Below are 21,640 nucleotides of genomic sequence, written 5' to 3'. Positions count from 1 at the left end.
AAGGGGCCGTTAAACTCAAGCGAAACTCAATAAACCCCATGCAAAGCCTCACCGCCGATCATCTTCAGCCCGCCCGAACCCCGAACAAATCTCGGTGCTTTTAAATCTTCTGCCAGCACAAAAATCATCTCGTACAAAATCCCGACCATATGCTCTCTTTGCTCTGGCAGATCCTGATGGTTTAGCAGCGCGATGGTTAATGCTGCGCAGTATTCGCGCAGCGTTTCAGACTCGATTGAAAGCGGGTTGCGGTATTCATCAACTACGGACTCTTTCAGCGTTAGTTGCTCGATCAAGTGATCTGGCAGTGGCGCTTTGAGCGCGTTTTTCAATATTTCTAACCCGGCGAACAGGCGGCCGCACAGCGCCATACATTCAGTGTGATTATCGTTTCCGATCAAACCATCTGCGTACTGCTGGCAGATATCGAGGATCTGGAACAGATCCAGGGCTGCACCTTGCGGTTTTTTTAGCAGGGTTGCGAGGCTGTCCGCAAATGCGAGCTGTTGAGGGGTGATTTCAGGGCGAGCGGGTGTGTTACTATCGGCGTTAGCCATAGCGTTACTCCTAATCAGTTAACGTTTGTGGTCAGCCCTCGTCTGGTGTTAGCGCACCTTTCGGGGGCGTTTCTTTTTCAGCCATATACTGAACTGAATGCCTACTAAATACGCTTTTGGCACTGGATAAATCAACAGTAAAATCGGTGGAATTCCAGGCGGGATTACAGACTTCGAGGCTGCTCGCAAGAGTGATGAAAAACTTTGCGGAGTTGCAGTAAACAGGGCGGAAAGCTCACGCGCTTCCCGCCACAGTTAGATGAAGAATCAGGCCACAAACTGGCGGAATAGCGCCTTGCCTTTCAGCAAGCGCACGCCTAACCATCCGCCGCAAATCGACAGCAGCACCGCACCGCTTATCGGCAAAATCACCCACAGGCGCCAGTCTGGTTCCCATGGGAAATCAAATACGCGGGTTTGCAGCAGGCCAAGCGCCGTTTCAGCACCTATCGCGGCGACCAGCCCGGAAACCAGGCCCAGCACCGCAAACTCACACCACAGCGTGGTGCGCAGCAGGCGTTTTCCGGCACCCAGCGTGCGGTACACCACCAGTTCCTGATGCCGTTGCCGCATACCGACCTGAACCTGCGCCAGCAGCAGCAAAACGCCGCAAGCGGTGACAAGTACCACCATCACTTCCAGCGCCCGGCTTACCTGCTCCAGCACCTGGCTGACCTGGCGCAAAATCGCGCCAATATCCAGCAAACTCACGGTTGGGAATTCGCGGTTAAGCTGCGTGAGTACACCGTTTTTACCGTCAAGGTGGAAACTGGTCAGCCAGCTTTGCGGCTGGTTATCCAGCACCCCCGGCGGGAAGATGAAATAGAAGTTCGGGCGCAGGCTTTCCCAGTCGACTTTACGCATACTGGACACTTTTGCCGAGAAATCCTGGGTATCGCCCATAAACGTGACGGTATCGCCCAGTTTTATCTTCAGGCGTTTTGCCACGCCTTCGTCCATCGACACTTCGCCCGCTTTTGGCGGCCAGGTGCCCGCAAGGATTGGGTTATGCGTTGGCTTCTGGCTTTGCCATGTCAGATTCAGTTCGCGGTTGAGCGCTTCATCCGGATTGCCTTCGGTGGATTTACCGTTTATCGCCGTCATGCGCACGCGCACAATCGGGTAGAAAGATTCCGGGATAATCTGGTGTTCCGCCAAAAACTCTTTCACTGGCTGAACCTGTTCAGTGGCGATGTTCAGCAGGAAATAGTTCGGGCTTTCTGGCGGGAGTTGTTGTTGCCAGCGGTCGAGAAGATCCCCGCGCAGCACCAGCAATAACGCCAGTAACATAAAGGAAAGCGAGAACGCGGCAAGCTGGCTTAGCGTTGCCCATGGCTGGCGCAACAGCCGGTTCACCGCCAGGCGCAGTGCGAGGTTTTTCAGCGTCAGCTTTTTCAGCAGCTTCAGCACGCCCCAGCCGACAACCCCACACAGCACCGCCAGCACCACCGTTCCTGCCAGCACCGCCCACAGCAGCGTGCTTCCGCCCATCAGCAGGGCTAGCAACGCCACCACCACTATCGAGATAATCGGCAGGTAGATTTTCAGCGGCCAGACGTTTGCCACCGCATCACGGCGCAACACGCGCAGCGGCTGTGTTGCCAGTAATAAACGATAAGGGCGTAAACCCACCAGCAGCGAAATCACCACCATCGACCCAACCGCCCAGACCCACGGCCACAGGCTTGCGGGTGGAAGTGCTGCGGGCAGAACCGGTTTTAGCAGGCGCATCAGCACCGCTTCAAATACCAGCCCTGCGGCTCCGCCAGTCATTGCCGCCAGCGCCAGAACCATCAGCCACTGGCCGATAATCAGCTTGCGCAGCGCGGCGCGCCCTGCCCCCAGCGTTTTCAGGATAGCGACTAAATCGTAGCGGCTACGGCAGTAATGATTCATCGCCACCGCGACCGCCGCCACGGCCAGAAGCAGCGTCAGCAGTGCGGAAAGCAGCAGGAATTGCTGCGAGCGTTCTAGGGATTTCCCCAGCGCGCCGTCGTCTTGCTCCATGCCGTACCATTTTTGTTCCGGCTTGAGTTTGGGTAGCAGGTAATTTTCGAATTTTTCGAGCTGCTGCGGCGTGCCGCCAAATTTGTAGCGCCAGGTAATGCGGCTCCCCGGCTGGACCGCACCGGTTTTTTCCACATCCGCCAGGTTCATCATTAAACGCGGGGCCATCTGGAACGGGTTAAACCCTGAATCCGGCTCCTGAACGACTTCGCCCGCAATGCGTAATGTGGTGTCGCCCACGTCGAGCGTGTCGCCGACTTTAAGATTCAACAGTGCCATTAAACGCGGGGCGAGCAGTACGTTCCCTGGCTCAGGCTTTAGCCCCGGCGGATTCGTGTCGAGCTGGCCGTACATCGGGTAAACGCCATCGACCGCTTTTACCGATGCCAGTTGCGGCGTGTCTCCGGCAAATGTCATGGTGGCGAACGTCAGTTGCTTACCGACTTTCAGGCCCTCTTTTTGCGCTTGATCCAGCCATTCTTGCGGCACTTCTCGCGCACTGCGCAACGCACGGTCGCCCGCCATAAAGTCGCGGCTTTGCTGGTTGAGCCCTTGTTCCATGCGGTCGCTGATATTCCCCAGCGCCAGCACGCACGCCACCGCCAGGCTCAACGCCAGCCAGACAATCAATAACGATGGCGAGCGCCATTCGCGCCAGAACCAACGAGCAATCATGCTTCCTCCCACAATTGACCTTCACGCAGGCGCAGGCGTCGGTCGCAGCGGGCGGCGAGTTGTTCATCGTGCGTGACGAGGATGAGCGTGGTGGCAAAATCACGATTTAAGGAGAAGAGTAAATCGGCGATACGGTCGCCCGTGTGGCGGTCGAGGTTGCCGGTGGGTTCATCGGCAAATAACACGCCTGGGCGGCCATTAAAAGCGCGCGCCAAAGCCACGCGTTGTTGTTCGCCACCCGAAAGCTGTGCCGGAAGGTGATCGAGGCGTTTCCCTAAACCAAGCTGTTCGAGCAATGCTTTGGCCTGCGCGCGGCTTGATGAGTCGTTTTCACCGCGCAGCAAAGCGGGCAGTTCGACGTTTTCCAGCGCGTTGAGCGTTGGGACCAACATAAACGACTGGAATACAAAACCGACGTTTTTCGCCCGCAGTGCCGCTCGCGCTTCTTCATCCATACTGTGTAGCGGCTGGCCGCAGAGGTGAACTTCCCCCTCGCTGCCGTCATCAAGCCCGGCCAGAATCGCCAGTAGTGTAGACTTTCCGGAACCTGACTCACCGATTAACGCAATGGTCTGCGCCGGTTTGACAACCAGCTCAACTCCGGTAAGGATGGAGAGCTGGTGTTCCCCCGTTCCTACGGACTTACTAAGATGATGAACTTCAACAATGTTTTCCGCTGGCATTTGCCCTTCCTGTTTCTGGCTTTGTTGACCTGTCGTGCCGCTTTTGCGGACACGTTGTTGATTTTGGGCGATAGCCTGAGCGCCGGTTACCGGATGTCGGCAACGGCGGCCTGGCCCGCCTTGCTGGATGCAAAATGGCACCAGCAAAATACCAAAGTCGTGAACGCCAGTATCAGTGGCGACACCGCGCCACAGGGGCTGGCACGCTTGCCATCGTTGCTGAAACAACATCAGCCTCGCTGGGTATTAATTGAGCTTGGCGGTAACGACGGCCTGCGAGGTTTTCAGCCACAAGCCATTGAAAAAAGTCTGCGCCAGATAATTAACGATGTGAAAGCAGCAAACGCTCAACCCTTGCTGATGCAAATACGCCTGCCCGCAAACTACGGGCGTCGTTATAATGAAGCGTTTAGCGCTATTTATCCGCAACTTGCCAAAGAGTTTTCTATCCCTCTTCTGCCATTTTTTATGGAAGAGGTCTATCTGAAACCGCAATGGATGCAGGATGACGGCATACATCCGAACAGTGATGCTCAGCCGTTTATCGCCGACTGGATGTCTTCCCGTCTGGCACCTTTAGTTAACCATAATAGTTAACCACGACTCATGAACAATCGGGGCTTCGCGCGGGTAAAGTTATGCAAAAATCAGTTTTAATTACAGGTTGTTCCAGCGGAATTGGCCTCGCTTGCGCCGAAGATTTAAAGCGCCAGGGTTATCGCGTGCTGGCTGCGTGTCGCAAGCCTGAAGATGTCGAACGTATGAATCAAAGCGGATTTACCGGCGTGTTGCTCGATCTCGACTCCCCGGAAAGCGTGAAAACCGCAGCCGCGTACGTTATCGAGCTGACGGATAATCGCCTTTACGGGCTGTTTAATAATGGCGGATTTGGCGTGTATGGGCCGTTGCAAACGCTGTCCCGCGAACAGCTTGAGCAGCAGTTTTCAACCAATTTGTTTGGCACCCACCAGCTCACCATGCTGCTGCTGCCCGCGATGTTGCCGCACCGAGAAGGGCGCATTGTAATGACCAGTTCGGTGATGGGCCTGGTTTCTACCCCCGGTCGTGGCGCTTATGCCGCCAGCAAATACGCGCTGGAAGCGTGGTCCGATGCGCTGCGCATGGAACTACATCACAGCGGCATTAAAGTGAGTTTAATTGAACCTGGCCCGATTCGTACGCAGTTCACGCAAAACGTTAATCAGACGCAAGCGGACCATCCGGTAGAAAATCCGGGGATTGCCGCACGCTTTACGCTCGGCCCGGAAGCGGTAGTGGAAAAAGTGCGCCATGCTTTTGAAAGCCCGAAGCCGAAATTACGCTATCCGGTCACGCTGGTCGCGCACGCTTTAAGCTGGTTGCGCCGCCTGTTGCCTGGCCGCATGCTGGATAAAATTTTACGTGGTTAGTTGAAGCGCCTCGCCTTGCCCCCATGTAAAAGCAAATCGTTATAAGGAATTGATTTATGTCTGCCCAATACAATATCGACATTACCGAAGCGAACCTACACCAGACGCTGGAACAGTCCGTTACTACGCCAATTCTGTTCTACTTCTGGTCTGCACGTAGTCAACACTGTGAGCAATTAACACCGGTTCTGGATAAGCTCGCCGCGCAGTATCAGGGCCAGTTTATTCTTGCCAAAGTGGATTGTGATGCTGAGCAAATGGTCGCATCACAGTTTGGTTTACGCAGCATTCCAACGGTTTACCTGTTCCAGAACGGGCAGCCAGTGGACGGCTTCCAGGGGCCACAGCCAGAAGAAGCGATTCGCGCGTTGCTGGAAAAAGTTCTGCCGCGTGAAGAAGAGCTGAAAGCGCAAGAAGCCATGATGCTGATGCAAGAAGGTAAACACACAGAAGCGCTGCCGTTGCTGAAAGACGCGTGGCAACTTTCCAACCAGGCGAGCGAAATCGGCCTGCTGTTGGCGGAAGTGCAAATTGCGCTGAACCGTAGTGAAGATGCGGAAGCGGTACTGAAAACTATTCCGTTGCAGGATCAGGATACGCGTTATTTGGGCCTGGTTGCGCAGATCGATCTGCTCAAGCAAGCGGCTGACACTCCAGAGATCCAGTTGCTGCAACAGCAAGTTGAGCAAGATCCACAAAATGCCCTGCTAGCCAGCCAACTGGCGCTGCAACTGCATCAGGTCGGGCGTAATGAAGAAGCGCTGGAACTGCTGTTTACCCATCTGAAAAAAGACCTCGGTGCGGCAGACGGGCAAGTGCGCAAAATGATGATGGAAATTCTTGCCGCGCTCGGAACGGGCGATGCGTTGGCTTCTAAATATCGCCGCCAGCTCTATTCTTTGCTGTATTGATCTTACTTTGGGAAGCGTCGGGTGGCGGCTTGCGCCTTACCCGACCTACGCCACGCCGGTTGCCATCCACCGTGTTTGAAATGAATAAATAAATGAAACATTACAGACAGGGAAGTCACTGAATGTTTCTGCGTTAAGGGGTAGACTTACATCAAATAAACAATGGAGGTTTTTTTGATGCTAATCGTCATTCCCGTACTGATCCTCGTGGCGCTAATTATCGTTGGCGCCGGGGTAAAAATCGTGCCGCAGGGCTACCAATGGACCGTGGAGCGCTTTGGCCGTTACACCAAAACCCTGATGCCGGGCTTGAGCCTTGTGGTGCCGTTTATGGACCGCATTGGCCGCAAAATCAATATGATGGAGCAAGTCCTCGACATCCCATCCCAGGAAGTCATCTCTAAAGATAACGCCAACGTCGCCATCGACGCGGTGTGCTTTATTCAAGTCGTTGACGCCCCGCGCGCCGCTTATGAGGTCAGCAATCTTGAGCTGGCCATAATAAACCTCACCATGACGAATATTCGTACCGTTTTGGGTTCTATGGAGCTCGATGAAATGCTTTCGCAGCGCGACAACATCAATACCCGCCTGCTGCATATCGTTGATGAAGCCACCAATCCGTGGGGCATAAAAATCACCCGTATCGAGATTCGTGACGTGCGCCCACCAGCTGAACTGATTGACGCGATGAATGCGCAGATGAAAGCCGAACGTACCAAACGTGCGTATATTCTGGAAGCTGAAGGTATTCGTCAGGCGGAAATCGTCAAAGCTGAAGGCGACAAGCAGTCGAAAATCCTGAAAGCCGAAGGTGAGCGTCAGTCTGCATTCCTGCAAGCAGAAGCCCGTGAACGTAGTGCTGAAGCGGAAGCCCGCGCGACGCAAATGGTGTCTGAGGCTATCGCTAAAGGGGATATCCAGGCCATTAACTACTTCGTTGCCCAGAAATATACCGATGCGCTGCAACAGATTGGTTCGGCCAATAACAGCAAAGTGGTGCTGATGCCGCTCGACGCCACCAGCCTGATGGGGTCGATTGCCGGGATTAGCGAACTTATCGCACAAAGCGGTACCGAGCGTAAAAAATGATAGCCCTGCTGTTTGCTCACGCGCATATCTTCTGGCTGACACTTGGCGGCCTGTTGTTGGCGGCTGAAATGCTCGGTGCCAGCGGTTATTTGTTATGGAGCGGCGTTGCGGCTGTGCTGACTGGTCTGCTGGTGTGGATTGTGCCGCTAGGCTGGGAATGGCAAGGCGTTTGCTTTGCTATTCTGACGCTGGTTGCCGCCTTTTTGTGGTGGCGCTGGCTGTCGACGCGCAAGCAACAAGAACCCGGCGAAGTGCTTAATCAGCGCGGTCACCAGCTTATCGGCAGGCGTTTGCGTCTTGAAGCCCCGTTGGTAAATGGCCGCGGCCATGTGCGGGTTGCGGATAGCTCATGGCCGGTGATGGCAGATAGCGATTTAGCGGCAGGTACCGAAGTGGTGGTGCTCGCCGTTGAAGGCATTACCTTGAAGGTGAAGGCACTTTAAACTTGCTACTGGCGGTGACAGCAGCCCGAAAGATTGTCGATGATTGGGCATTCTGAGCTGTCATCTCCGGGGCAGGATTCGGCAAGCGCGAGCAAATGCTGGCGCATCGCCTGCAATTCGCTGATGTGTTTATCAATATCGGCCACTTTTTGCAGCGTTCTGGTTTTCACATCTGCACTGTGTCGCGCCGGGTCATTGAACAAGTTGACCAGTTCGCGGCACTCTTCAAGATTAAACCCGACCTGTCGCGCCTGGCGCAGCAATGTCAGTTCATCAAGATGCTTTTGCGTATAGCTACGGTAGCCGTTTTCAGCACGAAGCGGCGCGGTCACCAGCCCTTTCTCTTCGTAAAAACGAATCGCTTTGCTGGTTAAGCCGGTTTTTTTCGCGACATCACTAATATTCACATTTCCTCCTTGACCTTCCCCTTGATGGAAGGTTTAACCTTCATCACAAGTAATCGAAATAATTACGACGGTCAATATTTATCCTCACGATCATACAGGAGTCTGATGATGTCTCACGTTATAGATTTAAATCTTGATGGCCTGACCTGCGGCCATTGCGTTAAACGCGTAAAAGAAAGCCTGGAACAACGTCCTGACGTTGAGCAGGCCGAAGTCACACAAACTCACGCAAGCGTAACGGGCACGGCGTCCGTTGACGAACTGATCAATACAGTGAAACAAGCGGGATACGACGCGACGGCGGCCAGCCACCCAAAGTCTGATCCGCTGACAGAGTCATCAACCCCGTCGGAAGCACTGACAGCGGCATCTCCTTCGCTTCCGGCAGCCACCGTTGATGACGACGATAGCCAACAGTTGTTAATCAACGGAATGAGCTGCGCCAGTTGCGTGACCCGGGTACAAAGTGCGTTGCAAAACGTCCCTGGAGTCAGCCTGGCACGGGTAAACCTTGCCGAGCGCAGCGCCCTGATTATGGGCTCTGCCTCTGCCGAATCTTTAGTTAAAGCGGTGGAAAGCGTCGGATACGGGGCGGAAGCCATCGAAGATGATGCGAAACGCCGCGAACGTCAGCAAGAGACCGCCAACGCCGCCGTTAAACGCTTCCGCTGGCAGGCGATTTTAGCCCTTGCCGTTGGTATTCCGGTGATGGTGTGGGGCATGTTCGGCGACAACATGATGGTCACCGACGACAACCGTTCGTTGTGGCTGGCAATCGGGATCGTCACGTTAGGCGTGATGGTGTTCGCCGGTGGGCATTTCTATCGCAGCGCCTGGCGCAGTTTGCTCAATAAAACCGCCACCATGGACACGCTGGTCGCGCTGGGAACCGGTGCCGCGTGGATTTATTCCATCACCGTGAATATCTGGCCGCAGCACTTCCCGATGGAAGCTCGCCATCTCTATTACGAAGCCAGCGCGATGATTATCGGCCTGATAAATCTCGGGCATATGCTGGAACAACGTGCTCGCCAACGCTCTTCTAAAGCGCTGGAGCGCCTGCTGGATTTAACGCCACCGACCGCACGAGTCGTCACCGAAGAGGGTGAAAAAACGCTGCCGTTGGCTGAAGTCACCGCCGGAATGATCTTGCGTTTAACAACCGGGGATCGCGTTCCCGTCGACGGCGAAATCACCCAGGGCGAAGCCTGGTTTGATGAAGCGATGCTGACCGGCGAGCCGGTGCCGCAGCAAAAATCCACTGATGAGCAGATTCATGCAGGGACTGTTGTGCAGGATGGCAGCGTGCTGTTCCGCGCCACAGCAACCGGCAACCACACCACGCTTTCGCGCATTATTCGTATGGTGCGCCAGGCACAAAGCAGCAAGCCTGAAATCGGCCAGCTTGCCGATAAAATTTCGGCGGTGTTTGTGCCGGTGGTGGTTCTGATTGCCCTGTTTAGCGCCGCCATCTGGTACTTCTTCGGCCCCGCGCCGCAAATCGTTTATACGCTGGTGATTGCCACCACGGTGCTGATCATCGCCTGTCCTTGTGCGCTTGGTCTGGCAACGCCGATGTCGATTATTTCCGGCGTGGGCCGTGCCGCTGAGTTTGGCGTATTAGTGCGTGATGCCGATGCCCTACAACGCGCCAGCACGCTCGATACTATTGTGTTTGATAAAACCGGCACGCTGACCGAAGGCAAACCACAGGTGGTCGCAGTCGTAACCTATAACGACTGGTCTGAGGCTGATGCGTTAAGGCTGGCCGCAGCGCTGGAGCAAGGCTCAAGCCACCCGCTCGCCCGCGCTATTCTTGATAAAGCTGACGGTGCTGAATTGCCGCTGGTGAATGCCTTCCGCACTTTGCGTGGCCTGGGTGTTAGCGGCGAAACCGAAGGGCATCAGTTGCTGCTCGGCAATAAAGCGCTGCTCGATGAGCAAAATGTGAATACCAGCCCGATGGCGGCTGAAATAGAAGCGCAGGCAAGCCGTGGCGCAACGCCAGTGCTGCTGGCGGTCGACGGGAAACTGGTCGCCCTGCTCGCCATCCGCGACCCACTGCGTGCCGACAGTATCAGTGCGTTGCAACGCTTGCACCGTAATGGCTACCGTCTGGTGATGTTGACCGGCGATAACCCAACTACCGCAAACGCGATTGCTAAAGAAGCGGGCATCGACGAGGTGATTGCTGGCGTATTGCCTGATGGCAAAGCCGAAGCGATTAAAAATCTGCAACAACAAGGGCGACAAGTTGCAATGGTTGGCGATGGTATCAACGATGCACCTGCTTTAGCACAAGCTGAAGTGGGTATCGCAATGGGTGGCGGTAGTGATGTTGCTATCGAAACTGCGGCGATTACGTTGATGCGTCACAGCCTGGTTGGCGTGGCTGATGCGCTGGCGATCTCTAAAGCAACTTTGCGTAACATGAAGCAGAACCTGGTCGGGGCGTTTATCTACAATACGCTGGGTATCCCAATTGCCGCAGGGATTTTGTATCCGCTAACCGGAACGCTGCTTAACCCAGTTGTTGCAGGCGCTGCAATGGCACTTTCATCCATTACTGTGGTCAGTAACGCCAACCGTTTATTGCGTTTTAAACCAAAAGACTAACTCACCTTCCCCACGCAATCCCACGTGGGGAAATTTGCACCAGACTCATCGCAGCGGTAGCATGACTTTTTAGCCAGGGAATCTGCAAATGGGTCTGCTATCGCGAATTACCGCATTATTTTCAAGCCTTTCGAACACCCAATATCCCTGGCCTGCTCTGGATATTGTACTACCCGGAGATCGCCATCTTCACCTTGTCGGCAGCATTCATATGGGTACGCGCGATATGGCGCCGCTGTCGAGCAAGCTTATCGATAAACTTAACAATTCCGATGCGCTTATTGTTGAAGCCGACATATCAGAAGGCGGTTCCCCGTTCCCGAATAATCCCGATGAACTCCCGCTTGAAGAGCGACTTTCCCCTGATAACTGGGCGCAGATTATGTCGTTAATCCAGGAGTTAGGTATTCCCCTGAGCCAAATCGATAATCAACCTGCCTGGCAAATTGCACTGGTGCTACAGGCCTACCAGGCGCAACGACTGGGATTACGAGCCGATTTTGGGATTGATTTTCAGTTGCTGGAAGCCGCGAAGGCGCAGGCAGTACCGATTATTGAACTGGAAGGTGCGCAGCATCAGGTGGATATTCTCACCCGCCTGCCTGATGGCGGCATGCCGTTATTAACCGATACGCTCACCCACTGGCACACCAATGCCCGTTTGCTGCAAACGATGATTAGCTGGTGGCTGGAGTCGCCACCGCAAAGTGGGAAAGTGCAGCTTCCCAATACATTTGGCGATGAGTTATACGATGTTCTTATGCATCAACGTAACCTTCAGTGGCTGCATTTCTTGCAGCAACTTCCAGCCGGACGCTACATTGTGGCAGTCGGAGCACTGCATCTTTACGGTGAGGGAAATTTGCCAGGGCTTCTGAAAAATCCCCCTAAATAGTTCCAGTTACATCGAGGCGGCAAGTGAACGAAGCCCGATGAGCTTACTCCCGTAAGTGATTCGGGTGAGTGAGTGTAGCCAACAAAGGGGTAACTGAAAGTATGACGGAGGATAAAAAAACGGCCAATATCGCTATTGGCCCGTCAAAGAGGAATTTATATATTGTTGTAATTATTCTGGCCGAATAAACGACCAGATAGAGAATTGTCGCTCAATGTAACGATTAACGCCAACACTATTACGTGTCATTATAATATTAGGAATACATATAACCCTGTTTATTAATTTGTGCGTATATCAGACAAATTCACTAAGAAGGTTCCATGACACCCGCCGTAAAACTTCTCGAAAAAAACCGTGTTCCATTTCAGATACATGCTTACGACCACGACCCAAGCGAAACAAACTTTGGTGATGAAGTGGTGCGCAAACTCGGCCTGAATGCCGAGCAGGTCTACAAAACGCTGCTTGTTGCTATCAACGGGGATATGAAACAGTTGGCGGTTGCTGTTACGCCAGTTTCCGGGCAACTGGACTTGAAAAAAGTGGCAAAAGCATTGGGTGCCAAAAAGGTGGATATGGCCGATCCTATGGTGGCGCAGCGCATTACCGGTTATCTGGTCGGTGGTATTAGTCCACTGGGGCAGAAGAAGCGCCTGCCAACAGTTATCGACGCCCCTGCACAATCGTTCACATCTATCTATGTTTCCGGCGGTAAACGCGGGCTGGATATCGAACTGGCCGCCGCAGATCTCGCAAAATTGCTCAATGCCACTTTTGCAGAAATTGCCCGTCGCGATTAACAAAGATCCTTCCAAAAGAGCAATTTCAGTCAGGACTCTCTTTTATGTTACTGGCAAAGTGAAAGCCTTGAGGGAGGAGTGATGACGAGCGCAAGACACCAACTGTATGCCCAACGTTTCGAGCAAGTAATTGCCTGGATTGAACAGCATCTGGATGGCCAATTAACGGTCGAGCAACTGAGTGAAGTCGCCTGTTTTTCGCGTTTTCATTTTCACCGGCAATTTAGTCAGTTTTGCGGAATCAGCGTTAGCCGTTATATCACGCTGATGCGGCTAAAAAGGGCCTCTTTCCAGTTAGTGAAAAATCCGCAGGAAAGAGTGATTAACATTGCCCTGGATGCCGGGTTTGAAAATCCCGAATCATTTTCTCGAGCCTTTAAAAATACCTTCGGCCTGACACCCAGCGAGTTTCGTAAAGATCCTGTTTGGGTTGACTGGCATGTGCATTTTCAATTTCCCGGACGTGAAAACCAGCAGAGGTTAAAAAATATGGATGTGAAAATCATTACTGTCGAACCGATGGCAGTGGCGGTGCTTGAGCATCTTGGCGATCCTATGCTCGTCAATAATACGGTCGCAACGTTTATTGAATGGCGCAAAGCATCAGGGCTTTCAGATTACAGTACACAAGGGACTTACGGTGTGCCGTGGAATGATCCCCACACGACACCAGGCGATGAATTTCGTTTTGATGTATGCGGAGAGCTAAACCCGGAGGCAAACGGCCAGGTTCCTGAAAACCCTCAGGGCGTTATCAGTAAAACACTACCCGGCGGGCGTTGTGCAGTGGTGCGCCACGTTGGCGCTTATGAACGAATCAGCGATAGCGTTTATTATCTTTACCGCCAGTGGCTACCAAACAGCGGTGAGGAGTTACGCGATTTTCCAGTCTATTTCCGTTACCTCGAGCTTGATAAAAACCATCCCGAGCATGCGCAGCAGACGGATATTTTACTGCCGTTGAAATAAAGAATAATGGATGTCGTTTCCGCTAATCGCCCTACAAAAGCGACCTTGTAGATTAGCGTAACGACATCCTACAAATTCCCTTACTGCCAGCTCACCTCACCTTTCGGTTCATAAGCATTCACATCAAGTGGAGAATTTTTCTCGATATATTGCTTCAGCACCTCTGCATCCACAAAACCAGTGTTCACATATCCCGGTTTTTTATCGATAGCAGGATAGCCATCACCGCCGGAGGCGTTAAAGTTTAACGTGGCCATACGGTAGGTTTTCGCAGGGTCAACCGGCTCACCTTTGATTTTCAGATCCTGCAAGCCGGCAGCTGTTGCCACAAAGCTGACATTCGCAAACTGCGGGTAAGCACCAGAATCTGGTTTCTTCTGCGCTACGGCACTGAGATATTCGGTGACTTCTTTGCCCATCATATCGCTATAAACCACCGTGTTACCAAACGGCTGAACCTTCAGCACATCTTTGTAAGTGATATCGCCGGTTTCAATCGAATCACGAATACCACCACCGCTCATCACAGCAAAGTCGGCACCGGTCCGGTCCATTTGAGCAGCCAGCAACAGGCGCGCCAGGTTGGTTTGCACGAAGCGCACTTTGCTCCGATCCCCTTCCATGTGGCCATTTACGCTGCCGACTTTCACATTCAGCTGAGCCTGGCCTTTATTCTGGAATGGCGTTAGCAGTGAGAGCATTTGCTGGTTTTCTGGGATCTGTGGCGTGTAAAGTACGCGCTCACTTTCACCGTTATCGTAGGTGATTTTCTTCTTCAGGTTGATAGGGATAAGCTGGTAATGCACCAGTTTCATCTCGCCATTACGGAATTCGAAATCAGCACGGCCGACATACTTGCCCCACTCATGTGCCTGCACAATCCAGATACCGTTTTGCTGATCCGGCGCACATGGCGTGCCAGGCACGTAATCCACCTGCTTTTTATTTTCTGCCGCCATGCAGACCGGATCTTGCGAGTGCCCGCCGACAATCATCGTCAACGCACCTGCAGGGAGGCTGCGAGCCATTTCCACATCGCCCGGCGCGTTAGAGCCGTGGTCGCCATTGTCATAGTGGCCCATATGGGTTGCCGCGATTAGCACGTCCGGTTTTTCAGTTGTTTGCAGTTCCTGAATCACCAGTTTGGCTTCGTCGGCAGGTTTACGGAATTCGATATCGGTGAAGTTTTCCGGGTTGCCAATTTTCGCGGTGTCGTCAGTGGTTAAACCGATAACCGCAATTTTAATGCCCTGTGGCTTAAAGATGGCCCAAGGCTTAAATAGACGCTCACCGGTGCTTTTCTGGTAAATGTTGGCCGAAAGCAGCGGGAATTTAGCCCACTTTTCTTGCTGGCGTAACACGGTCAGCGGTTTGTCGAATTCGTGGTTGCCGATTGCCATCGCGTCATAACCAATCAGATTCATGCCACGAAAATCAGGTTCTGCATCCTGTAAGTCTGATTCAGGTACACCGGTATTGATGTCGCCACCAGAAAGTAGCAGAACACTTCCGCCCTTTTCGGCAACCTCTTTACGAATGCTATCCACCAGAGTTTTCTGCGCAGCCAGGCCATATTCCGCGTGTTCATTGCGCCAGAAATGACCGTGGTGATCGTTAGTGTGTAGAATGGTGATGTTATAAGTTTTATCTTTTTCCCAGGCCAGCGCAGATGCGCTGGTCAGACTGACTGCCATCAGCAGTGCTGTGGTCACCCCTTTCACGGCAAACTTCATTGCAAATCTCCATATTCAAAAAAATACTTCCGCACCAATAGCAGATACCAATTCGCATATACTCTAAATAATTCGAGTTGCAGCCAATGCCCCTGCAGCTTGAAGTATGACGAGTATAGACAAATAACTTTTCATGATTGTGACTTTATTCAACTCTTCCCAGAAGGTATGTTAGCTGGGTAATGATTTCCTACGGTTCCATCAGTGAACTGGGCTAAAAAAACAATCCATCTATTAATTACAGGTATTTATGGCAATCTCGGAACAAACTCTCGCATCGCCGGAGCCTAAAAAGGCTCGCACCGCGTTTGGCATTCTGGGGGCAATTAGCCTCTCCCATTTGCTCAACGATATGATTCAGTCACTTATTCTGGCGCTCTACCCGCTACTCCAGAGCGAGTTCTCTCTGAGCTTTGTGCAGATTGGGATGATAACGCTGACCTTCCAGGTGACCTCATCGCTCCTTCAACCGGTGGTAGGATACTACACCGACAAATACCCGATGCCGTGGTCGTTACCGATTGGTATGTGCTTCACACTTTGCGGGTTAGTTATTCTGGCAATGGCAGGCAGTTTCCCGATGGTGCTGCTGGCTGCCGGGCTTGTGGGAACCGGTTCTTCTGTTTTCCACCCGGAATCATCCCGTGTCGCGCGTATGGCGTCCGGTGGCCGTCACGGCCTGGCGCAGTCGCTGTTCCAGGTTGGTGGCAACTTTGGTAGCTCTTTAGGACCGTTGCTGGCTGCGCTGATTATCGCTCCGTACGGCAAAGGTAATGTCGGCTGGTTTGTGTTGGCCGCTCTGTTGGCAATTATCGTCTTGCTGCAAATTAGCCGTTGGTATGCCGCGCAACATCGCATGGCGAAAGGTAAAACGGCTGCACCTGTCGTTAACCCACTGCCGCGCAAAAAAGTCATTCAGGCGGTATCTGTATTGCTGGTACTCATTTTCTCCAAGTATTTTTATATGGCGAGTATTAGCAGCTATTACACCTTTTACCTGATGCACAAATTCGGTTTATCGGTGCAAAATGCCCAATTCCATCTATTTGCCTTCCTGTTTGCAGTAGCGGCCGGCACAGTAATTGGTGGGCCAGTGGGGGATAAAATTGGTCGCAAATACGTTATCTGGGGGTCAATCCTGGGTGTCGCGCCATTTACCCTTTTCCTGCCGTATGTTTCGTTGTACTGGACCGGGATCCTGACCGTGATTATCGGCTTTATTCTTGCCTCCGCGTTTTCAGCGATTTTAGTTTACGCGCAAGAGTTGATGCCAGGGCGTATCGGCATGGTTTCCGGGCTATTTTTCGGTTTCGCCTTTGGGATGGGCGGACTGGGTGCTGCGGTTCTCGGACTCGTGGCTGACCATACAAGTATCGAATTAGTCTATAAAATATGTGCCTTCTTACCTCTACTGGGTATATTGACCATATTCCTCCCTGATAATCGCCACAAATCCTGATTTATCCAGGCCAATGCATTGCATTGGCCTGCCCTCATCCCCATATTCTGCTGCACTAGTTATCCATTAATTGTGTAAAACCCTTCTCAGGACAATTTATTTGTCCAAACGCGCCTTTTATAAAAAATTCACTTATTTTTTCCCCAACCAATTAAAAAATTGTCATAAACTGAAGTAGATAATTTGATTTATTGGACCTATTGCTTACGAAAGGAGACGGAATGCACCACGCCACCCCGCTTATCACCACCATTGTCGGCGGCCTTGTACTGGCCTTTTTGCTCGGTATGCTCGCTAACAAACTTCGCATATCACCCTTGGTGGGCTACTTACTAGCTGGGGTACTTGCCGGCCCTTTTACGCCAGGCTTTGTTGCAGATACTAAACTCGCACCTGAACTGGCAGAGCTTGGTGTGATTCTGCTGATGTTTGGCGTAGGTTTGCATTTCTCTTTGAAGGATTTGATGGCGGTAAAGGCCATCGCCATCCCCGGAGCTATCGCCCAGATTGGTGTGGCGACGCTACTGGGAATGGCGCTTTCATCATTGATGGGCTGGTCGCTGATGACCGGCATCGTATTTGGACTATGTCTTTCCACCGCCAGTACCGTGGTGCTGTTACGCGCGCTTGAAGAACGGCAACTCATTGATAGCCAGCGCGGGCAAATCGCCATTGGCTGGCTGATTGTTGAAGACCTGGTAATGGTTTTAACGCTGGTTCTGCTGCCAGCTGTCGCCGGAATGATGGAGAAAGGTGACGTTGGCTTTGCGACTCTGACGCTCGATTTAGGTCTGACTATCGGTAAAGTCGTGGCGTTTATTGCCATTATGCTGATTGTTGGCCGCCGTGTGGTGCCGTGGATTCTGGCGCGTAGTGCCGCAACCGGTTCACGTGAGCTATTCACACTGGCTGTTCTTGCGTTAGCGCTGGGCATTGCTTTTGGTGCCGTCGAACTGTTTGATGTTTCCTTTGCTTTGGGTGCGTTCTTTGCTGGCATGGTGCTCAATGAGTCTGAGTTAAGCCATCGCGCAGCACACGACACGCTACCACTACGTGATGCATTTGCCGTGCTGTTCTTTGTCTCCGTCGGCATGTTGTTCGACCCATTAATTCTCATTCAGGAACCTCTCGCGGTACTGGGCACGGTTGCGATCATCGTCTTCGGTAAGTCGCTAGCTGCCTTCTTTCTGGTACGCCTGTTTGGCCACTCGCAACGCACGGCATTAACCATCGCCACAAGCCTTGCGCAAATTGGTGAGTTCGCCTTTATCCTTGCAGGTCTCGGCATGGCACTAAATCTGCTGCCGCAGACCGGGCAAAATCTGGTACTGGCGGGAGCAATTCTGTCGATTATGCTCAATCCAATATTGTTTGCGATACTTGAGCGCTACCTCGCAAAAACCGAAACGCTGGAAGAGCAGACGCTGGAAGAAGCTATCGAAGACGAGAAGCAAATTCCGGTCGATATTTGCCATCATGCGTTGCTGGTTGGTTTTGGGCGTGTAGGCAGCTTGCTGGGTGAGAAATTGCTGGCCCAGGGCATTCCGCTGGTGGTGATTGAAACATCTCGCAGCAGGGTCGATGAGCTACGTGAACGTGGGATTCGAGCCGTACTCGGCAATGCAGCCAATGAAGAGATCATGAATCTTGCCCACCTGGATTGCGCACGGTGGTTATTGCTAACGATTCCTAATGGCTACGAGGCGGGTGAAATCGTTGCCGCAGCGCGTGCAAAATGCCCGGATGTCGAGATTATTGCCCGTGCTCATTATGACGACGAAGTGGATTACATCACCGAACGTGGTGCCAATCGGGTCGTGATGGGTGAGCGTGAGATAGCCAATACCATGATGGGATTGTTGGAACATTCAACCGCTCAGTAAGTCGTCATGGGGGATGTTTTAGAGTGGGTTCAACCCACTCTAATTTAATTTGGCAAGGCGACGGACCGCGTTTTCCACACCATTAAATATTGCATCACTGATATGCTCAGGGAATGTCGCAGGAAGCAATTCTCTTGCCTGCTTGAGTACTTCTGGTGTTTTTATGTAAAACTCCTCAATCAACTCCGTCATGCGGGACTCACTAAAACCACATTTTTTAGCTGTTGCCAGGAAATGGCGTGGAAAGATCATATTCCATTCATATTTTTTTCCTTTCCCTGTTGAAGCCAACGCCATCGCCATTTTGATATCCTGTTTCGCAAGACCATCCCCACCAATAAGTGGATAACAGGACATAATATCGTATAGCGGCGTGAGGCAGTATCCTCCACCCGGCATAATCGAGACTGAATAGTTTTTGGCATGACCGTCACTCGCAGCTAATAACCAGAAAAGAATATGGCTACGCATAAAGTTATCGCGATCTTTTTCAGCACGATCAGAGCCTAATAAAAACTTCATGATCACAGAAATCCCCGGGCCGCCGTCACTTTCATATTTTTTGGTTGATGAGATGCCAAGCGCCTGGCAAATATCTTCCTGTGGCAAACGGGCGATCCAGCAATTATTACTAACAAAACGACGATCAAAGCGTTTTACCGCTAACGCCTTGGTGTTCTGGGTGGCAACGATTTCACAATCTGCTACCTCCAGCCCGTACAACCTCGCCAATAACATACTGAGCCACTCATTTTCGACACTTTCACGCAGGTCTAACGTAAAGCTATGCCCCTGGATTTCGCCAACGGGCAATTTGAATATATGGGTAGTCGGTGTAATGCCTTTAGGTAATTGCCAGCAATCCTGATAGCGAAGCAATGCCGTCTTTTCTTGTGCCCCTGCGATTGAAATACGAAAATCGCGCACTTCTTGTTGCCGGTAACGGGAGTAATTCAAATAGCCAGTCAGAATGATTTCGAGTTCTTCGCTATCAAGTACCTCGCCATCTATTTTCTCTATATTCTGAATAGCCTCATCTGGCGGTTGTAGTATCAGAGCACCTACGCAATCCCTACCAATTTCATAGAGTAAATCAAATGGCTGAAGAGAATTCGTCTGATAGCGACTGGCTATCCGCTCGCGAGTTTCGCGGCTATCAGGTAACAAATTATCAAAAAAGTTAAAAACAACTTCACCCGTATATTCTGTTGCCCGCAGCGGCATGGAAAGTGATATTGGACGGGCGCCGCTGGTATTTAGCCAGCTATCGTCATACTGAAAAAAATTAGCGCCGTTCTCTTGTTGCATCAACTTTCCAACCAGATATCCATTCATAAATACGGACAAACTTTTCATCTACCACTCCTCTTTCCATGCCTCGGCACGACCATGTCCGGTTTTCGGCTCAATATGAAGCTCCATATTCATGGAAGATAGAATTTTAAACAGAGTCTCGATTTGCGTTTTAGTAGGATTTTTTTCAAATTTTGAGATTGTATCCTGCCGTAAACCGACTTTCTCAGCTAACATTTCCTGCGTTTGCTTTTCCTGTTTGCGAGTGTCCTTCAGGAAAATGGCTAACTGTTCTGGAGAAGTAATTTTCATTTTGCGTCTTACCCCTTTTACCGGCACTAGCGTGTAAAATCAACTTTACCGGCACTGGCGTGTAAAATCAATTTTACCGGCACTAGCATGTAAAAAAGGCCGGTAAGTTTTACTTACCAGCCTTCTGAAGCATTTCTATACCTAAAGTTTTAACGCGCCCAATAAGACTCTTCGAGGCTATCTTCGCGTTCTGGCAAGCCACGCGTCAGGCGCGGAGAGTGCTGATTCAACACCTGGTAACTTACGCGGTTTGCGTATTTACACACTTGTGCCAGAGATGAATAGGTCAGCCAGGTATGCTGGTGTTTGCTGGAGTTTGGCACGTTAGAACGGTGATAATTGTTCGCCGTAATATCGTGCAGCAATGCCGCCAGCGCACCGTCGCCCGCACCATTAGTGTTCATGATTTTTTCAGGCCCGCCCATATATGGCGCGATGTGCGAGAAAATACGCATCGGGTTCTGGCAATCTTTGTGGCGCATTGCGCGGCTAAATTCGTACTGGTTAAACTCGGCAATCGCACCCGGCAGCAGCGGATGTTGTGTCGTACGTTTAGAGGACTCTTCCGTAAAGCCCGCCATATACAAGCCCACAGGCCCTGCGGTACACAGTACTAAATCAACCCAATCTAACGCTTTATCCGCCGCCAGCAATGGATCGCTTTCGCCGGTCAGCGCCAGCCCTTCTTCTTCGTTCATCGCAAGAATGGAGACATGTTCTTTCAAGAACGCCTGCCACCATTGTGGGTTTTCTGCGATGACATATTTGGTGCCAAGCGTGAGCACAACAGGAACGTTGTATTTTTTCGCATATGCGATGGCCTGCATGGTCGCTTCTGGCATGGGTTCGCCATCTTTACAGCGCACTAAATATGAAGTCAGAACTAACGCCGAGGCCCCGGCAATCACCTCTTCAGGGATATTTTCGGCTCGTAACTGGTTCATGTGGCCTGGGCTTATCGCAAAGGTACGCTCACCTTGCTCACCAATAAGCGTAAAGCAGCGGCCGATTGGCCCATTAACACCTTGCAAGTAGTTGAGGTCGGTACGGCTGGAGGTATTGCAAAGGTAACGGTAGGCGTAGCTACCAATTTCGATATTGCTGCACATCACACCCAGCAGTACAGAACGGTCATCGGCCAAAACCGAATAGTTGTGCATGGTGTTGCCAATGGTGCCACCGGCAAACTGGTGGGTAATCAGATCTTCTTTCACCAATTCCTGATACAGCGCTTCCGCAACATCATCTTCAATAACAAGAGAATGCCCGAAACTCAAACCGTAACGATGAACAAATGCATCATCGACTTTGGCTTCGATATCCACCAGCGTCTGGTCGATCCCGACTATCCAGGAAGTTCCTGTCTCGTTTTCAGGCTGAACCTGTTGCAGTAATGGATCACGCGCGTTTACAGGAAAGTAGTGTTTGGATTTTCGTTTGCCGGGAAATTTCATGATGTTGTTCGGAGTTTGCTAATCAGGCCGGAAATGGTA

Annotated in this window: 19 protein-coding genes; 11 read left to right on the top strand and 8 right to left on the bottom strand. The window is 51.8% G+C overall.

Translation table 11 applies throughout. The features are described 5' to 3' along the window. Positions 1-26: 26 nt before the first annotated feature. The 3 genes from IX31_RS11155 to ybbA form a co-directional block, all read right to left on the bottom strand. Positions 27-557 (bottom strand): hypothetical protein, encoded by a 531-nt coding sequence (locus IX31_RS11155; RefSeq protein WP_034458129.1) that lies wholly within the window; start codon positions 555-557, stop codon positions 27-29. Between the two features lie 267 nt (positions 558-824). Next, entirely contained in the window at positions 825-3,239 is a 2,415-nt protein-coding gene (gene ybbP, locus IX31_RS11150; RefSeq protein WP_034458127.1) for a putative ABC transporter permease subunit YbbP, read from the bottom strand. Then, a complete protein-coding gene (ybbA, locus tag IX31_RS11145; RefSeq protein ID WP_034460001.1) occupies positions 3,236-3,922 on the bottom strand; it encodes a putative ABC transporter ATP-binding protein YbbA in 687 nt (228 codons plus the stop codon). Before ybbA ends, ybbP begins: the two co-directional genes overlap by 4 nt. Here ybbA and tesA point away from each other — a divergent pair. The 5 genes from tesA to IX31_RS11120 all read left to right on the top strand — a co-directional run bounded on the left by tesA (position 3,890) and on the right by IX31_RS11120 (position 7,777). After that, a complete protein-coding gene (gene tesA / locus IX31_RS11140; protein WP_081908669.1) occupies positions 3,890-4,519 on the top strand; it encodes a multifunctional acyl-CoA thioesterase I/protease I/lysophospholipase L1 in 630 nt (209 codons plus the stop codon). The two genes, ybbA and tesA, sit on opposite strands and share 33 nt — an antisense overlap. Before the next feature lie 41 nt (positions 4,520-4,560). After that, on the top strand, positions 4,561-5,331 hold the full coding sequence (locus IX31_RS11135; protein ID WP_034458125.1) for an SDR family oxidoreductase: 771 nt from the start codon (positions 4,561-4,563) through the stop codon (positions 5,329-5,331). Positions 5,332-5,387: 56 nt separating this feature from the next. Further along, the gene (locus IX31_RS11130) at positions 5,388-6,242 is read left to right on the top strand and encodes a co-chaperone YbbN (RefSeq protein ID WP_034458123.1); all 855 of its coding nucleotides are present in this window, start codon (positions 5,388-5,390) and stop codon (positions 6,240-6,242) included. A 177-nt stretch (positions 6,243-6,419) separates the two neighbouring features. Beyond that, on the top strand, positions 6,420-7,334 hold the full coding sequence (locus IX31_RS11125; protein ID WP_034459995.1) for an SPFH domain-containing protein: 915 nt from the start codon (positions 6,420-6,422) through the stop codon (positions 7,332-7,334). Beyond that, a complete protein-coding gene (locus tag IX31_RS11120; protein WP_034458121.1) occupies positions 7,331-7,777 on the top strand; it encodes an NfeD family protein in 447 nt (148 codons plus the stop codon). The genes IX31_RS11125 and IX31_RS11120 overlap by 4 nt, the downstream gene beginning before the upstream one ends. Before the next feature lie 5 nt (positions 7,778-7,782). Here the strand turns inward: IX31_RS11120 and cueR are convergent, their stop codons facing one another. Further along, positions 7,783-8,184, bottom strand: coding sequence for a Cu(I)-responsive transcriptional regulator (cueR, locus tag IX31_RS11115; protein ID WP_034458119.1), 402 nt, complete (start codon positions 8,182-8,184; stop codon positions 7,783-7,785). Between the two features lie 108 nt (positions 8,185-8,292). Here cueR and copA point away from each other — a divergent pair, with 108 nt between their 5' ends. From copA to IX31_RS11095, 4 genes are all read left to right on the top strand, one after another. Continuing rightward, the gene (copA, locus tag IX31_RS11110; protein WP_034458117.1) at positions 8,293-10,800 is read left to right on the top strand and encodes a copper-exporting P-type ATPase CopA; all 2,508 of its coding nucleotides are present in this window, start codon (positions 8,293-8,295) and stop codon (positions 10,798-10,800) included. 88 nt (positions 10,801-10,888) lie between these two features. Continuing rightward, positions 10,889-11,695 carry a TraB/GumN family protein gene (locus IX31_RS11105; RefSeq protein WP_034458115.1) on the top strand — a complete coding sequence of 269 codons (807 nt, stop codon included), beginning with the start codon at positions 10,889-10,891 and terminating at the stop codon, positions 11,693-11,695. A 323-nt stretch (positions 11,696-12,018) separates the two neighbouring features. Beyond that, positions 12,019-12,498, top strand: coding sequence for a Cys-tRNA(Pro)/Cys-tRNA(Cys) deacylase YbaK (gene ybaK / locus IX31_RS11100; protein WP_034458114.1), 480 nt, complete (start codon positions 12,019-12,021; stop codon positions 12,496-12,498). A gap of 81 nt (positions 12,499-12,579) precedes the next feature. Then, positions 12,580-13,467, top strand: a complete 888-nt coding sequence (locus tag IX31_RS11095; RefSeq protein WP_034458112.1) for an AraC family transcriptional regulator — start codon at positions 12,580-12,582, stop codon at positions 13,465-13,467. A gap of 80 nt (positions 13,468-13,547) precedes the next feature. On the opposite strand, the gene ushA is transcribed toward IX31_RS11095, so the two are convergent. Next, complete coding sequence (gene ushA / locus IX31_RS11090; protein ID WP_034458110.1) at positions 13,548-15,200, bottom strand: bifunctional UDP-sugar hydrolase/5'-nucleotidase UshA; 1,653 nt, start codon at positions 15,198-15,200, stop codon at positions 13,548-13,550. A gap of 250 nt (positions 15,201-15,450) precedes the next feature. Here ushA and IX31_RS11085 point away from each other — a divergent pair, with 250 nt between their 5' ends. Beyond that, positions 15,451-16,659 carry an MFS transporter gene (locus IX31_RS11085; RefSeq protein ID WP_034458108.1) on the top strand — a complete coding sequence of 403 codons (1,209 nt, stop codon included), beginning with the start codon at positions 15,451-15,453 and terminating at the stop codon, positions 16,657-16,659. Between the two features lie 221 nt (positions 16,660-16,880). Then, positions 16,881-18,542, top strand: coding sequence for a YbaL family putative K(+) efflux transporter (gene ybaL, locus IX31_RS11080; protein WP_034458107.1), 1,662 nt, complete (start codon positions 16,881-16,883; stop codon positions 18,540-18,542). Positions 18,543-18,581: 39 nt separating this feature from the next. Here the strand turns inward: ybaL and IX31_RS11075 are convergent, their stop codons facing one another. From IX31_RS11075 to IX31_RS11065, 3 genes are all read right to left on the bottom strand, one after another. Beyond that, positions 18,582-19,898, bottom strand: a complete 1,317-nt coding sequence (locus IX31_RS11075; protein WP_034458105.1) for a type II toxin-antitoxin system HipA family toxin — start codon at positions 19,896-19,898, stop codon at positions 18,582-18,584. Further along, a complete protein-coding gene (locus tag IX31_RS11070; RefSeq protein ID WP_034458103.1) occupies positions 19,899-20,147 on the bottom strand; it encodes a helix-turn-helix domain-containing protein in 249 nt (82 codons plus the stop codon). Between the two features lie 149 nt (positions 20,148-20,296). Continuing rightward, a complete protein-coding gene (locus IX31_RS11065; RefSeq protein WP_034458101.1) occupies positions 20,297-21,601 on the bottom strand; it encodes an inosine/guanosine kinase in 1,305 nt (434 codons plus the stop codon). Positions 21,602-21,640: the final 39 nt, after the last annotated feature.

Origin of the sequence: Buttiauxella noackiae, from assembly GCF_000737905.1 — a bacterium.
Lineage (GTDB): Bacteria > Pseudomonadota > Gammaproteobacteria > Enterobacterales > Enterobacteriaceae > Buttiauxella > Buttiauxella noackiae.
The sequence above is the reverse complement of the archived record's forward strand: the minus strand, read 5'-3'. Positions and strand labels throughout refer to the sequence as shown.

Excerpts from the sequence above, each read along its gene's own strand:
- IX31_RS11155 (WP_034458129.1), bottom strand. The coding sequence starts at position 557 with ATGGCTAACGCCGATAGTAACACACCCGCTCGCCCTGAAATCACCCCT.
- ybbP (WP_034458127.1), bottom strand. The coding sequence starts at position 3,239 with ATGATTGCTCGTTGGTTCTGGCGCGAATGGCGCTCGCCATCGTTATTG.
- tesA (WP_081908669.1), top strand. The coding sequence starts at position 3,890 with ATGATGAACTTCAACAATGTTTTCCGCTGGCATTTGCCCTTCCTGTTT.
- ybbA (WP_034460001.1), bottom strand. The coding sequence starts at position 3,922 with ATGCCAGCGGAAAACATTGTTGAAGTTCATCATCTTAGTAAGTCCGTA.
- IX31_RS11135 (WP_034458125.1), top strand. The coding sequence starts at position 4,561 with ATGCAAAAATCAGTTTTAATTACAGGTTGTTCCAGCGGAATTGGCCTC.
- IX31_RS11130 (WP_034458123.1), top strand. The coding sequence starts at position 5,388 with ATGTCTGCCCAATACAATATCGACATTACCGAAGCGAACCTACACCAG.
- IX31_RS11125 (WP_034459995.1), top strand. The coding sequence starts at position 6,420 with ATGCTAATCGTCATTCCCGTACTGATCCTCGTGGCGCTAATTATCGTT.
- IX31_RS11120 (WP_034458121.1), top strand. The coding sequence starts at position 7,331 with ATGATAGCCCTGCTGTTTGCTCACGCGCATATCTTCTGGCTGACACTT.
- copA (WP_034458117.1), top strand. The coding sequence starts at position 8,293 with ATGTCTCACGTTATAGATTTAAATCTTGATGGCCTGACCTGCGGCCAT.
- IX31_RS11105 (WP_034458115.1), top strand. The coding sequence starts at position 10,889 with ATGGGTCTGCTATCGCGAATTACCGCATTATTTTCAAGCCTTTCGAAC.
- ybaK (WP_034458114.1), top strand. The coding sequence starts at position 12,019 with ATGACACCCGCCGTAAAACTTCTCGAAAAAAACCGTGTTCCATTTCAG.
- IX31_RS11095 (WP_034458112.1), top strand. The coding sequence starts at position 12,580 with ATGACGAGCGCAAGACACCAACTGTATGCCCAACGTTTCGAGCAAGTA.
- ushA (WP_034458110.1), bottom strand. The coding sequence starts at position 15,200 with ATGAAGTTTGCCGTGAAAGGGGTGACCACAGCACTGCTGATGGCAGTC.
- IX31_RS11085 (WP_034458108.1), top strand. The coding sequence starts at position 15,451 with ATGGCAATCTCGGAACAAACTCTCGCATCGCCGGAGCCTAAAAAGGCT.
- ybaL (WP_034458107.1), top strand. The coding sequence starts at position 16,881 with ATGCACCACGCCACCCCGCTTATCACCACCATTGTCGGCGGCCTTGTA.
- IX31_RS11075 (WP_034458105.1), bottom strand. The coding sequence starts at position 19,898 with ATGAAAAGTTTGTCCGTATTTATGAATGGATATCTGGTTGGAAAGTTG.
- IX31_RS11070 (WP_034458103.1), bottom strand. The coding sequence starts at position 20,147 with ATGAAAATTACTTCTCCAGAACAGTTAGCCATTTTCCTGAAGGACACT.
- IX31_RS11065 (WP_034458101.1), bottom strand. The coding sequence starts at position 21,601 with ATGAAATTTCCCGGCAAACGAAAATCCAAACACTACTTTCCTGTAAAC.